Below are 14,050 nucleotides of genomic sequence, written 5' to 3'. Positions count from 1 at the left end.
ATCTTTTTAAGGGAGGACAACCGCATGACGAGTTTGACGGAGAATCGGGACAAGATCCAAACGCACAAACAAAAAGCCGGGCAGCTGGTTGCGCAGATGACGCTGAAAGAAAAGATCCACCAGATGGTCCACGCCGCCCCGGCGATCGAGCGGCTGGACGTCAAAGCGTACAACTGGTGGAACGAAGGGCTGCACGGCGTGGCGCGCGCCGGCACGGCGACCATCTTCCCGCAGGCGATCGGCCTGGCGGCCACTTTCGACGAAGACCTGCTCGAAGAAGTCGCCGACGCCATCGCTACGGAAACGCGCTCCAAGTTCAATATGCAGCAGCGCTACGGCGACACCGACATCTACAAAGGGCTGACCCTGTGGGCGCCGAACGTCAATATCTTCCGCGATCCCCGCTGGGGCCGCGGCCACGAAACCTACGGCGAAGACCCGCACCTGACGGCGCGGCTGGCCGTCCGCTTCATTAACGGACTCCAGGGCGACGACGAGAATTATCTGAAGACGGCCGCCTGCGCCAAGCACTTCGCGGTCCACTCGGGACCGGAAGATATCCGCCACAGCTTCAACGCGGTCGTCTCCGACCGCGATCTGCACGAAACGTATCTGCCGGCGTTCAAAGCCTGCGTGCAGGAAGCGCGGGTCGAAGCCGTGATGGGCGCGTACAACCGCACCAACGACGAACCGTGCTGCGGCAGCGAACTGCTGCTGGAGCAGATCCTGCGCGGCGCCTGGGGCTTCGACGGCCACGTCGTCTCCGACTGCTGGGCGATCCGCGACTTCCATCTGCATCACAAAGTCACGGCGAACGAAGTCGAATCGGTGGCGCTGGCCGTCAAGCACGGCTGCGACCTGAACTGCGGCAGTTTGTTCCTGTTCCTCGAAGCGGCGATCGAGCAGGGGCTGGTTACGGAAAAGCAGATCGACACGGCGGTCACCCGCCTGTTCACCACCCGCATGAAGCTCGGACTATTCGACGATCCGGCCGATGTGCCGTTCTCTTCGATCGGCTATACGGAAACCGATTCGCCGGCCATGAAAGAATTGAATCTCAAAGCGGCCCGCGAATCGCTTGTGCTGCTCAAGAACGACGGCCTGCTGCCGCTGGACAAAAGCAAAGTCCGCACGGTGGGCGTGATCGGCCCGAACGCCAACAACCGCCGCGCGCTGGTCGGCAACTACGAAGGCACCGCTTCCCGCTACGTCACGCCGCTTGAAGGCATCCAGGATTACCTGGGCGACGACGCGCGCGTGCTGTATTCGGAAGGCTGCCATCTGTTCCAGGACAAAGTCGGCGGTCTCGCCGCGGCCGGAGACCGCTCCGCCGAAGCCAGGGGCGTCTGCGCGGAAAGCGACGTCGTCATCGTCTGCCTCGGCCTCGACTCCGGGCTCGAAGGCGAAGAAGGCGATATGGGCAACGCGTTCGCCAGCGGCGACAAGCCGGACCTCAAGCTGCCGGGCATGCAGGAAGAACTGCTGCGCATCGCGCACGAAAGCGGCAAGCCGGTCATCCTGGCGCTGCTGTCGGGCAGCGCGCTGGCCGTCAATTACGCCGACGAGCATATCCCGGCCGTTATCCAGGCCTGGTACCCCGGCGCGCAGGGCGGCCGGGCGCTGGCCGAAGCGATCTTCGGCGACATCTCGCCGTCGGGCAAGCTTCCCGTTACGTTCTACCGCACATCGGAAGAACTGCCGGCCTTCACCGACTACTCGATGAAGAACCGCACTTACCGCTATATGAGCGGCGAAGCGCTTTATCCGTTCGGCTTCGGCCTGACCTACGGCGAGGTCGAGATCGAAGCCGCCGCGCTCGATACGGACCGCGTCACGCAAAGCGGCGTCGCCGCCAGCATCCGCCTGGTCAACCGCGGCGACCGCGCCTGCCGCGAAATCGTGCAGGCTTACGTCAAAGCCGACCGCGCAGGCACGCCGAACCCGCAGCTCAAAGCGTTCCGCAGCGTCGAGCTTGAAGCCGGGTCTTCCGCCGAGATTGAGCTGATCCTGCCGTTCGAAGCTTTCGCGCTGTGCGGCTTCGATGGCTCATCTTCCGTGGAAACCGGCAGCTACACCGTCCATATCGGCACATCCCAACCCGACCGCCGCAGCGCCGAACTGACCGGCCAAACGCCGAAGGCTTTCACCCTGCAAGCCGAAGCTTGAACAGGCTGAATTTGGAGCGGAGCGAAGCCGAGCAGGCTTGGACCGGAGCCCGGCTGCCGCGAAGCCGCGTACAAGCGGTACGGAGCAGAATCGAGCGGACTGGGCCAGGTCGGCTCGGGTCGAATAGCGATGAGACGACGCTCGAATCGCAAATAACTGCCTGTATACACTTATTTGCCGCCAAAATCCGCTTTTAGCCGAAATAAGTGCCTGCATACAACTAAATTGCCTATTTCGCGCTCCAATCTCCTGTATTTCGCAAAATAGTTGTATGTGTGCACTTATTTCCAAAAACGGACGCCACCTGATCCAAATAACTGCACCTGCGCACTTATTTCGGAATTCCTGGAATTCCCGGAAATCTCAGAATCCTAGAATCCTAGAATCCTAGAATCCTAGAATCACCAAGATTCTCGGAGTACGCGGAATTCCCGAAACATCCCGAAGACGCGTCTTCAAATTTCGAAGGAAGCAGATTTGACTGAACTTCGACTCCCGGCGTCTTGTCTCAAGCAGATCCAAACCGGTCCGCTCAAAAGCTTTCTGCAAAAATCGCTTCGAAGCCTAAACCCGGCCTTTCGCATAAAGCTGCAAAACCGCCTTAAACGAACCATGCACATACGCAATTCTTCCGAAGAACTTTCTTCGAAAACATATCTCGACCTGCAACTTTTGAACCTTAGCTTTTGCTGTTGGCTTGGCTTCTGGATTCTAGCTCTTAGCTTCCGGCTCTTACTTAGTTCTTGGCTCTCAGCCTTTAGCTCTTAGCTCTTAGCCCTTAGCTCTTAGCCTTTAGTCCTTGGCTCTTGACTCTTGGCTCTTAGCTCTTAGCCTTTAGCTTCCAACTCTCGGCTCTCAGCCTTTAGCTCTTAGCCTTTAGTCCTTGGTCCTTGGCTCTTAGCTCTTAGCTCTTAGCTCTTAGCTCTTAGCTCTTAGCTCTTAGCTCTCGGCTCTCAGCTCTTAGCTCTCGACTCTTAGCCCTTAGCTTCCAACTCTCGGCTCTCAGCTCTCGGCTCTTAGCCTTTAGTCCTTGGCTCTCAGCCCTTAGCCCTTGACTCTCAGCCCTTAGCCCTTGACTCTCAGCCCTTACTTACCTTTCTCCACCCGGGTGCCTGGGGCGTGGGGGGAAACTCTGTGTAGAAGCGTCGGCGTTCGCCTTTGAAATCGGATTCCCACCCCGCCCTTACTCCATCAGGGAATCCGATTTCAACAAGCGACCGTAACGAAACTTCCCCGGAGCCCCCCTTCACGCACCTGCCCTCTCTCCCATCCTACTTGAGGAGGTGACCCGATCATGGGAACCATGATCCGCAAACAAGTCAAAACGAGGACGAAAGAACGCGATACGCTCCTGCAGCACGTCAGAAAGGAATGGGTGCTTTACTCGTTCCTGGTCGTTCCGGTGCTCTACTTTCTGATCTTCAAATACGCGCCGATGCTCGGCAATATCATCGCGTTCCGCAAATACCGGGGCGGGCCGAATTTCCTGGGCACCGAATGGGTCGGGCTGAAGTACTTCGAAATGTTTATGAAGGACCCGACTTTCTGGCGCGCGTTCCGCAACAATCTGCTGCTCAGCATTTTTTACCTGATTATCCGCTTCCCGCTGACGCTGATCTTCGCCCTGCTGATTAACGAGCTGAAGAATATCGGCATCAAAAAGTTCGTGCAGACCGTCTCCTACCTGCCGCACTTTATCTCCACCGTTATCGTGGCGGGCATGGTCAAAGAACTGCTGTCGCTGAACGGGCCGGTCAATATGCTGCTTCAGCAGATCGGGCTGCCCAAGCTGTCGTTTATCTCGCTGCCCGAGTGGTTCCCGACCATCTACATCTCGTCGGGCATCTGGCAGGCGCTGGGCTGGGGCACCATCCTCTACCTGGCGGCGATGACCAATATCAATACCGAGCTGTACGAAGCGGCGCGGATCGACGGGGCCAACCGGTTCAAACTGGCCTGGCACGTGACGATTCCGGGCATCCTGCCGACCATTATGACCCTGCTCATTCTGGACATCGGGGGCATCCTGGGCTCGAACTTCGAGAAGATCCTGCTGCTGTACAATCCGCTGACTTACGAGACGGCCGACGTCATCTCCACCTATGTCTACCGGATCGGGATCAGCGGCGGAAGTTTCAGTTACGCGACCGCCGTCGGATTGTTCGAAGGCATTATCGGACTGATCCTCGTGACGACGGCCAATTACGTATCCCGCAGAACCACCAAATCCAGCCTGTGGTAGAAAGGAGCCCGAAGCATGGACACTTCTGTTTCTTACCGGATCTTCCGGGTATTCAACGCCATCGTCATGCTGCTGGTCGTGCTCGTCACGCTGTACCCGTTTCTGTACCTGGTTGCGCAGTCGTTCAGTTCGGAAGCGGCGATCTACGCGGGCAAAGTCAGCATTTTCCCGGTTGAGTTCACGTCCGCGACGTATCAGCTGATTCTGGGCAAACCGGACTTTTACCGCTATTACGGCAACACGATTCTGTACTCGGCGCTCGGCACGTTTATCGCGGTGTTCGGCACGGCCGTGCTCGCTTATCCGCTGTCCAAAGAACGGCTGCGGCTGAACAAATTTTTTATCCCGTTCGTGCTGTTCACCATGTACTTCAGCGGCGGACTGATCCCGAACTTCATCCTCATCTCCAAAACGCTGCATATGCGCGACACGATGTGGGCGATCATTATCCCGGGCGCGATCAGCGCGTTCAACGTCATTTTGATGAAAACGTTCTTCGCTTCTCTGCCGAACGAGGTGGAGGAAGCGGCGAAAGTCGACGGACTCGGCGGTTACGGCGTCTTTTTCCGCATCATCCTGCCGCTGTCCAAACCGATTCTCGCGACGATCACCCTGTTCTGCATCGTGGGCATCTGGAACAACTGGTTCGGACCGGCGCTGTACCTGCAGTCGAAGGAGAAATGGCCGGTCGCGCTTTATTTGAGGCAGATTATCGACAGCACGGTCAGTACCGCCGAGGTCGGCGCCAGCGCCGAATCCTCCGCGCAGATCGCCGCCACGATCAAATCCGCCGCGATGGTGCTGACGTCCCTGCCGATTATCTGCATCTATCCTTTCGTGCAGAAATACTTCGTCCAAGGCATGATGATCGGTTCGGTCAAAGGCTGAGCGGAACCCTTGCGTTAGAACCGGAAGCGGCCGCGGATTCGGGACCTTTTCCATACCGGACTCCGCGCCCTCCTTTCCGTTTCTATACAAAGCAACGCCAAATCCTTTTAAACAAATGGGAGGTCTTTATGAAAAAGTTCAGCAAATTGGGGAAAGCCGCGATTGCGCTGCTGCTGGCAGCGGGAACGACCGCCTGCGGAAGTTCCGGTTCCGATACCAAAGAAGGCGCCAACGCGCCGGACCCGGCAGGCACGCAGGAAGCGGCCGGTTACGAGTTCGGAGCGGGCAAAACGTTCCATTCCGAAGAGCCGGTTACCTATTCCATGATGTTCAGCGACAACGAAGCGTATCCGTATCAGGAGAGCTGGCAGTTCTGGAAGTCGTTAAAAGAAAAAACGAACGTTTCGTTCGACCTGGCCGTGACGGCCCGCGCCGAATACGACAATCAGAAAGCGCTGATCGTCAATTCCGGCGACGCCCCTTACATTATTCCGAAAACCTACGACGAAAGCGCGTTTGTGGCGGGCGGACAGATCGTGCCGATCAGCGAATGGACGCAGTACATGCCGAACTATACCGAAGCCGTGGAAAAATGGGGCATGGCCGACGACCTGAAAGTCAAACTCCAGCAGGACGGCAAATATTACGTGCTTCCGGGACTATGGGAATCGGCCGCCGGCGGCTACTCCTACGTGATCCGCAAAGACGTGTTCAAGAAAGCCGGCGTCGACGTGGAAGCGGGCGAAGGCAAATGGACCTATGAAGATTTTTATGAAGCTCTCAAAAAGGTGAAAGCGTATACAGGAGCCGACTACGTCTGGTCCGACCAGTACCAGGGCAAATCCACGCTGAATATCGCGGCTGTCGAGTACGGCGTAACCGGCGGCTGGGGCCTGGCGAACGGACTCAAATTCGACGAAAGCAAGAAAGAATTCTACTTCGCCGACGCCAGCCAGGACTTCAAGGACTATGTCACGTATTTCAACAAACTCGTCAAAGACGGCATCCTCGATCCGGAATCGTTCACGCAGGACGACGAAGCGGCTCGGGCGAAATTTTTCAAAGGCGAAACGTACGTGATCAACGGCAACTACCAGTTCCTCGCGGAATCGATGAGCAAAATGCAGGATAAAGACAGCGACCTGTACATGATCGTGCAGCCGGGCGGTCCGAAAGGACTGCTCCAGGTGGAAAATTCCCGGCTTGAGAACGGCGTCATGATCAGCCAGAACGCGCTCGACAATCTCGGCAAAGAAGGCTTTATCAAAATGCTGCGCTTCGTCGACTGGCTGTGGTACTCGGACGAAGGCCAGACGTTCTCGCTGTGGGGCGACGAAGGCGATACGTATACCAAAGACGCGGACGGCAAAATCATGCTCAACAAAGATATCACGTACAACGGCCTCAACGCCGATACCGGCAAGAAGCAGCTCAATGTCGATCTGGGCTTCGCGGGCGGGGTATTCGCTTACGGCGGCTCGGACGACCTGAGATATTCGCGCATGACCGAAGGCGAGCAGGACTATATCCAGCGCATCAAGGACAGCCGCGAAGCGCGTCCGGTGCAGCCTCCGATCATGGCGTCGCAGGACGAATCCGAAGAAATGAACCTCGTCGTCAAACCGCTGATGGACTACGTGGACACCATGACGCTCAAGTTCATTACCGGCCAGGAAGACATCGACGCGGGCTGGGACGCTTACGTCGCCCAGGTACAGTCGAACGGGGCGGACCGCTACGTGCAGATGGCTAACGAGATCTTCAACAATACGAAGGAAACGCTGGGGTATTAAGCGAAGTTTCCTTGTCGGAAGCGTTTTATGAATCGAAGCGTAATCGAGAATTAAAATGGAATCGAGCCTAAGGCCCGGGCGCGCGCGTCCGGGACCTTTTTTTGAGCAGGCGGGCAAACGCGCGCGGGCGAACCCGGGCAATGCGGCAGAGGAGGCTTTAACGTGAATACAACGGTTCTTTTTAACGACGGCTGGACTTTTGCAAAGAGCGGGCTGGAACAAACGGACTGGCGGGGACTGGACTTCGCGCCGGTGGAGATCCCGCACGACTGGCTGATCGGCGACACGCGGAATCTGTACGAGAACGGCATCGGCTGGTACCGCAGGACGCTGGAGACGTCCGTCGCGGCACAAGGCGGCGCCGTGCTGCTGCGTTTCGACGGCGTGTACATGGACTCGTCCGTCTACGTCAACGGGACGCTGGTCGGCGAGTGGAAATACGGCTACTCCACGTTCGAGTTCGACATTACTTCCGCCCTGACGGACGAAGCGAACGAGATCGTGGTCAAAGTCGTGTATCGAAGCCCGAACAGCCGCTGGTATTCCGGCGCGGGCATTTACCGGAACGTTTATCTGAAAACGCGCGGCGCATCGTATATCGAAAGCGACGGCATCTATGTCACGACCGCGCGCGGCGAGAACGGTTGGAACCTTGAGATCGATACGGAAACGGCGGCGGGCGAAGAATCGGTGCTGACGCATACGCTGCTGGACGGGGAAACGGTTCTGGCGTCCGTCTCGGCCGGGATTGCGGCGGACCGGCGCGAGGAAACGGACCAAGCGAACGCGGCGCGAAAGACGACCGATCGTCAAACGCTGCATATCGAGCCGCCGCGGCTGTGGAGCCCGGACGAACCCAATCTGTACCGCCTCGTTACGGAGCTGCGTTCGGCGGCAACCGGCGAAGTGACCGAAACGGTGGTTCAGAATACCGGCTTCCGGGAGTTCGAACTGCATCCCGAACACGGCTTCAGCCTGAACGGGCGGCGAATGAAGCTGAACGGCGTGTGCGAGCATCACGATCTGGGCGCGCTCGGCTCGGCGTTCAACGCGGCGGCGCAGCGCAGACGGTTCAAGCAGCTCAAAGAGATGGGCGTCAACGCGATCCGCACCGCGCACAATATGCCGGCGCCGGAAGTGATGGACCTGGCGGACGAAATGGGCCTGCTCGTCGTCAGCGAAGCGTTCGATATGTGGGAGCGGCCGAAAACGACGTACGATTACGCGCGATTTTTCCGGGAATGGGCGCCGGCCGACGTGCGCAGCTGGGTACGGCGCGACCGCAACCGTCCGAGCCTGCTGCTGTGGAGCATCGGCAACGAAATCTACGATACGCACGCGGACGAGAGCGGCCAGGAGATCACGCGGATGCTGATCGACGAAGTGCGCAGGCACGATCCCCGCGGCAATGCGCGCGTCACGATCGGCTCCAATTACATGCCGTGGGAGAATGCGCAGAAGTGCGCGGATATCGTCAAGGTCGCCGGCTACAACTACGCGGAAAAGTATTACCGCAAGCATCACGAAGAGCACCCGGACTGGATCATCTACGGCAGCGAGACGTCTTCGGTCGTGCAGAGCCGCGGCATTTATCATTTTCCGCTGGAACGGCCGATCCTGACCGACGACGACCGGCAGTGCTCCGCGCTCGGCAACAGCCCGACAAGCTGGGGCGCCAAATCGGTCGAAGCCTGCCTGCTGGCCGAGCGCGACGCGCCGTTCTCGCTGGGACAGTTTCTGTGGACGGGCTTCGACTATATCGGCGAGCCGACGCCTTACCATACGAAGAATTCGTATTTCGGACAGATCGACACGGCGGGATTCCCGAAAGATTCCTACTATATGTATCAAGCGGGCTGGACCGATTACCAGACCGCCCCGATGGTGCATATCCTGCCGTACTGGGACTTCAACGACGGCCAGACGATCGACGTGCGGGTCTGCTCCAACGCGCCGCGGATCGAGCTGCGCCTGGACGGGGAAAGTCTCGGCTTCCACGATACGGACTGGGCTTCCGGCACGCAGCCGTTCGGCCATTGGAAGCTGCCGTACCGGGCGGGCCGGCTGACCGCGATCGCCTACGGCGAAGACGGGCGGATCGTCGCGGAAGACGTCCGCGAGTCGTTCGGCGATGCGCGCAGGATCGTGCTGCGCGCCGATCGTTCTTCGCTCGGCGCGGACGGACGCGACGTGATCTTTGTGGAGATCGGCGCGGAGGACGAGCACGGACGCAGCGTCGGGAACGCGGCGAATCGCGTGCGCGTGCAGGTAAGCGGCGCAGGCCGCCTGCTCGGCATGGACAACGGCGACAGCACGGATTACGACGCCTACAAAGGCGCAAGCCGCCGGTTGTTCTCCGGCAAAGCGCTGGCGATCGTCGGGGCGACGACGGAAGCCGGAGCGATTACGGTAAGCGTGTCTTCGCCGGGGCTGGAAGGCGCGGAGCTGACGCTTGAAGCGCTGGCGGCGGGCGAAGCCGGCGGGGCGGGCGCGGGGAAGACGCGCGAAGCCGAGCCTGCGGCGCCGGAACGGGCGGGCGTCTCGGACGCGGACGGGACGGACGGCGGGACTTCGCCCGGTTCGGGGGCGAAAGCATCGGCGGGCGGCTTAGGCGAGCCGGGCGAAGCGGCGCGGGCCGGCGGCGGGCCGCGGCAGGCTCTGCCGCGCTGCGAAGACGCGCCGATCGTGACCGGAAGCGGCGGCGCGGACGAGATTCCGCTGCGCCGGATCGGCATCGTCAGCGCCGCCGGACGTGCGCTGACCGCGGCTTCGCCGTCCGCCGCGGTGCGGGCGGAGCTGTTCCCCGCGGACGCGAGCTATCGCGACGTGGAGTGGAGCGTCACGGACGACGCGGGTATCGCGTCGCATCTTGCGCGCGTCGAAGCCGACGGGCTCGACGCGGTCGTCACCGCGCTCGGAGACGGAATATTCCGCCTGCGCTGCGCAAGCCGCAGCGGCACGGACGGCATCCGGCTGATCTCGCAGCTCGAATTCGAAGCGTCGGGCCTGGGGACGGCTTATCACGATCCGTACGGCTTCGTCTCGGCCGGCGTCTACGACTACAGCCGCGGCGATGTCGGCACCGGCAACGAGCGCGGCGTCGCTACGTCGCGCGACGGCGAGACGGTCGTCGGCTTCACCCGGCTGGACTTCGGCCCGTACGGATCGGATACGATTACGCTGCCGATCTTCGCCCTGTCCGGCGAAGAATATCCGATCGCGATCCTTGCCGGTATTCCCGGCGAAGACGATTCGGAGCCGCTGGCCGACGTCGTGTATCAGAAACCGTCGATCTGGAACACGTACCAGGAAGAAACGTACAAGCTGGCGCGCAGGCTGCGCGGCGTCGAGACGCTGTGCTTCGTGCTCAACCAAAAGGTGCATATCAAAGGCTTCTCCTTCGAGCGGCAGAGCCGGGCCTTCGCGTTCAACCGCGCCGCGGACTGCGACCGCATCTACGGCGACGCGTTCGAGCGCGGCGAACGCGGCATCGAAGAGATCGGCAACAACGTCTCGCTGGAATTCGACGATATGGACTTCGGAGCGGCCGGCACGGACGTCCTGACCCTCCTGGGCCGCTCGCCGATCGACCGCAATACGATCCAGATCCGTTTCGAGAACGCCGACGGCGAATTCCGCAGGCTGATCGAATTCGCCAAGTCGGACTCCTCCGATTACGAGGAGCGCGCTTTCCCGCTGGAAAGAATCGCGGGCCGCTATAAGGTCACGTTCATTTTCCTCCCGGGTTCGCGCTTCGACTTCGGCGGCTTCCGGTTCGGGCGGTCCGGATCGGTCTGACTCCAAGCAGAGCCGCACGCAAAAAAACTTCCGGCCCCTTCTCCCTCAGCGGGAGTTGGAGCCGGAAGTTTTTGCGATAAACGGGCGATGGATCGCGTTGAAGCTCAGGCGATCGTCGCGATCAGTTCCGCATACTCGGGCAGCGCTTCGTAATAGCCGCTCAGCGACTGACCCATGATGGTATCGAACAAAGCGGGATTTTCCGTGCGCACCAGATCGTCGGCATACCGCCATGCGTTTTCTTCCAGACGAAGCGTGACGCGGATGCGGGAAAGATTGCCGCGGATTTTAACCAGACGTTCCGACAGGTATTCGAGTTCCGGGTCGTTTGCGTGTCCGAGTTCGTGCGCCAGGACGATTCGCACATACTCTTCGAAGTCGTCGAGCGTGCCGAACAACTGGATGCACTGTTCTTCCAGCACGCCGAGGTAAAGAGTGATTCGGTTGTCGTCGAGATTGTATTTGCCGCCGACCAGTCTTTTTCCGGGAAAAAGATTTTCCAACACCACTTCGATGCGGCTGTCCGAACGGGTTAGGATATCGGCGATCGTATCTTCAATAAGGGTTCTGTTCATGCATTTTTCTCCCGTTCCTTTTTACAATAGATATCGACAAACGGCGATCGTTTCTAAAGAGGAAGCCGGAGATTAGTATAACCCTAAATTTCGGAAATGTGAACAAATAATTATTTTACCCGCCTTCTTGCTCGTTGAAACAAGCGACCGAGATATTTTTGCGATTTCTTCGCTGGATCGCGGATTTCAGCCTGCCGCGTTTGGAAAATCGCGCCCCGTTCGGTACACTTTCAGAAGAGGCTTATCGCCCTTATCATACCGAACCCAAGGAGGAACATATCGTGACTACGATTGAACTCAAAGACCAGACCGCCGTCATTACCGGAGCGGGCAAAGGAATCGGGCGCGCCGTCGCCGAAGCGCTGGCCGCCGAAGGCGTGCATCTGGGCTTGATCGCGCGGACCGCGTCCGATCTGGAGAGCCTGCGCGAGGAACTGTCTTCGACTTACGGCGTAAGCGTGTTCGTTCAGGCCGCCGACGTTTCCGTGCGGACGGAGATCGAATCCGCGATCGCCCGCCTGCAGGAGCAGCTCGGCGCGATCGATATTCTGGTCAACAACGCCGGCATCGCTTCGTTCGGCAAGCTGGCGGAGATGGACCCCGAAGAGTGGGAGCGCATTATTCGCGTCAACCTGATGGGCGCTTATTATACGACGCATGCCGCGCTGCCGTTTATGCTGGAACAGAACAGCGGCAGTATCCTGAACGTCGCGTCCACCGCCGGCGAGCGCGGCTTTGCGACGGGCTCCGCTTACTGCGCGTCGAAGGCGGCGCTGATCGGCATGAGCGAAGCGCTGATGCAGGAAGTGCGCAAGTCGAATATACGCGTGACCGTCCTGACGCCGAGCACCGTGAATACGGAGCTGGCTTCCAGCAACAATCTTCCGATCGGCGACGAAGACCGCATGATGCAGGCGGAAGACGTAGCCGAGCTGGCGCTGGCGACGCTCAAGCTGCCGGCCCGCGTGTTCGTGAAATCGGCGGGCATCTGGACGACGAATCCGCAGTAACGGCGAAGCGCCGTTTCTTCGGCTGCCGTATTTTTTTGAAAAAGAAAGGACTTCTCCCTCCGCCCACAGCGGAAGTTGAAGTCCTTTTTACGATGCTTGCTTTCCGCGCGCGCCGTTCCGGTCCCGGTCTTAATGAAACGGACAGCCGCGCTTACTTTCGCTTTCCGCGCGTGGCGCGGACGGCGGCAGATCGGATGCAGACGCCATCCCGCCGGAAGCGCCGGTCACCGGGCAAACGCCGACCGGCGCGCCGGTTTCTTTTTCCGCTGCCGCACCGTTTGTGCCGCTTTCCGCCCGCGTCCCGTCTTCGAATCCCGTCAACAGTCCGGCATACGGCTTTTTGGCATAAAAAAAGTTCGGCTTCACGATCGTATTGTCATAGCGCTTGTGGAACACGTGCGTGGTCGCAGGCGACATCGGCGGAATGAGCCAGGCCCAGTTGCCGGTTACATCGCGTCCCGCTTCCCGCTCGCGCTTCTCGAACGTTTCGAACTGCGCGGCCGCCGTATGATGGTCCACCATGCTGACGCCCGCCGCCCGGTAAGATTCCAGCACGGCGACGTTCAGCTCGACCAGCGCGCGGTCCTGCCAAAGCGAACTGCGGCGGCCGCGGTCCAGCCCCATCAGGTCGGCCACGGCCGGCAGCAGATTGTAACGGTTTTCGTCCGCAAAGTTGCGCGCGCCAATCTCCGTCCCCATATACCAGCCGTTAAAAGGCGCGCCGCCGTAGCGGATGCCGCCGATCTCCAGCCGCATGCCCGAAACGGCGGGAACGGCGTACCATTTGAGCCGCAGTTCGTCGAAGCCCGCAAGCTCCGGATGGCGAATATCCACTTCCAGCACTTTATCCGCCGGGAGTTCGAACCATTTAGGCGCGCCGCCGTCCAGTTGGATGACCAGCGGCAGCACGTCGAAGTCCGACCTTTTGCCCCGCCACCCCATCTTCTCGCACAAACGCGTAAACTCCAGCGAAACGGGATCGCCGATGCGTCCGCCGTTCGGCGTTTCGTAGCCCGCGTAGCGGATCAGCTGCTCGTTCCAGACGCGCGCGCCCGGGCTGTTTCCGCTCTCCGGCTTCAAGATAGTGATCGTCGGACGGATGCGTCCTCCGTTCGTCGCAAAGTCCAGATGGTCGAGCAGCGCCTGCGCGATCTCCTCTTCCGAATCGGCATCGCGCCGGTCCAGCACATGCAGGCTGTCCCACGGCAGGCGGCCGATACAGCGGTTGCTGTTGCGCCAGGCCATCCGCGCCCCGTGCCGCAGCTCGTCGAACGTATGGGTATAGGTGCCCGTCCGCTCGATCTCAAGTGCAATCTCTCCGATCCGGCTTCTCGTTTCTTTTTCCGTGAGGTCCAGTTCACTGTAGCATTGTTCAATAAAAAGCTCCGCTTCCGCAAGCAGAGCCGCGTGTTCGTTTTCATGGGTCGTCATGGTTTGCGCACCTCGCCTTATGCTGTCCGTTTACTGCTGTAAATGATTACGATCACATCTATAAGTATCATAAGTCAGGATCGCTCGCGATAAGCAGACTTTTCGCGTCGATTTGGTGACCAAACGGTTCGAACGTCCACGCCGGGC

General features: G+C 59.7%; 7 protein-coding genes and 1 pseudogene. 6 read left to right on the top strand and 2 right to left on the bottom strand.

Going from position 1 to position 14,050, the window contains the following annotated elements; translation table 11 throughout:
- Positions 1-24 precede the first annotated feature (24 nt).
- From QWJ34_RS10160 to QWJ34_RS10140, 5 genes are all read left to right on the top strand, one after another.
- Complete coding sequence (locus QWJ34_RS10160; protein WP_302727455.1) at positions 25-2,166, top strand: glycoside hydrolase family 3 C-terminal domain-containing protein; 2,142 nt, start codon at positions 25-27, stop codon at positions 2,164-2,166.
- 1,303 nt (positions 2,167-3,469) lie between these two features.
- The gene (locus QWJ34_RS10155; RefSeq protein ID WP_302727508.1) at positions 3,470-4,408 is read left to right on the top strand and encodes an ABC transporter permease; all 939 of its coding nucleotides are present in this window, start codon (positions 3,470-3,472) and stop codon (positions 4,406-4,408) included.
- 15 nt (positions 4,409-4,423) lie between these two features.
- Positions 4,424-5,296, top strand: coding sequence for a carbohydrate ABC transporter permease (locus QWJ34_RS10150; protein ID WP_302727454.1), 873 nt, complete (start codon positions 4,424-4,426; stop codon positions 5,294-5,296).
- A 128-nt stretch (positions 5,297-5,424) separates the two neighbouring features.
- On the top strand, positions 5,425-7,089 hold the full coding sequence (locus QWJ34_RS10145; protein ID WP_302727453.1) for an ABC transporter substrate-binding protein: 1,665 nt from the start codon (positions 5,425-5,427) through the stop codon (positions 7,087-7,089).
- Positions 7,090-7,251: 162 nt separating this feature from the next.
- Entirely contained in the window at positions 7,252-10,887 is a 3,636-nt protein-coding gene (locus QWJ34_RS10140; protein WP_302727452.1) for a glycoside hydrolase family 2 TIM barrel-domain containing protein, read from the top strand.
- A gap of 104 nt (positions 10,888-10,991) precedes the next feature.
- On the opposite strand, the gene QWJ34_RS10135 is transcribed toward QWJ34_RS10140, so the two are convergent.
- Positions 10,992-11,462, bottom strand: a complete 471-nt coding sequence (locus QWJ34_RS10135; protein WP_302727451.1) for a hypothetical protein — start codon at positions 11,460-11,462, stop codon at positions 10,992-10,994.
- Between the two features lie 290 nt (positions 11,463-11,752).
- Here QWJ34_RS10135 and QWJ34_RS10130 point away from each other — a divergent pair, with 290 nt between their 5' ends.
- A complete protein-coding gene (locus QWJ34_RS10130; RefSeq protein ID WP_302727507.1) occupies positions 11,753-12,472 on the top strand; it encodes a 3-ketoacyl-ACP reductase in 720 nt (239 codons plus the stop codon).
- 330 nt (positions 12,473-12,802) lie between these two features.
- Here the strand turns inward: QWJ34_RS10130 and QWJ34_RS10125 are convergent.
- Positions 12,803-13,903: pseudogene (locus QWJ34_RS10125) on the bottom strand (nitric oxide synthase oxygenase); the annotation flags it as partial.
- Positions 13,904-14,050 lie beyond the last annotated feature (147 nt).

Origin of the sequence: Saccharibacillus sp. CPCC 101409 (assembly GCF_030518235.1) — a bacterium.
GTDB lineage: Bacteria > Bacillota > Bacilli > Paenibacillales > Paenibacillaceae > Saccharibacillus.
This window is presented reverse-complemented; position numbering and strand designations above follow the sequence as displayed.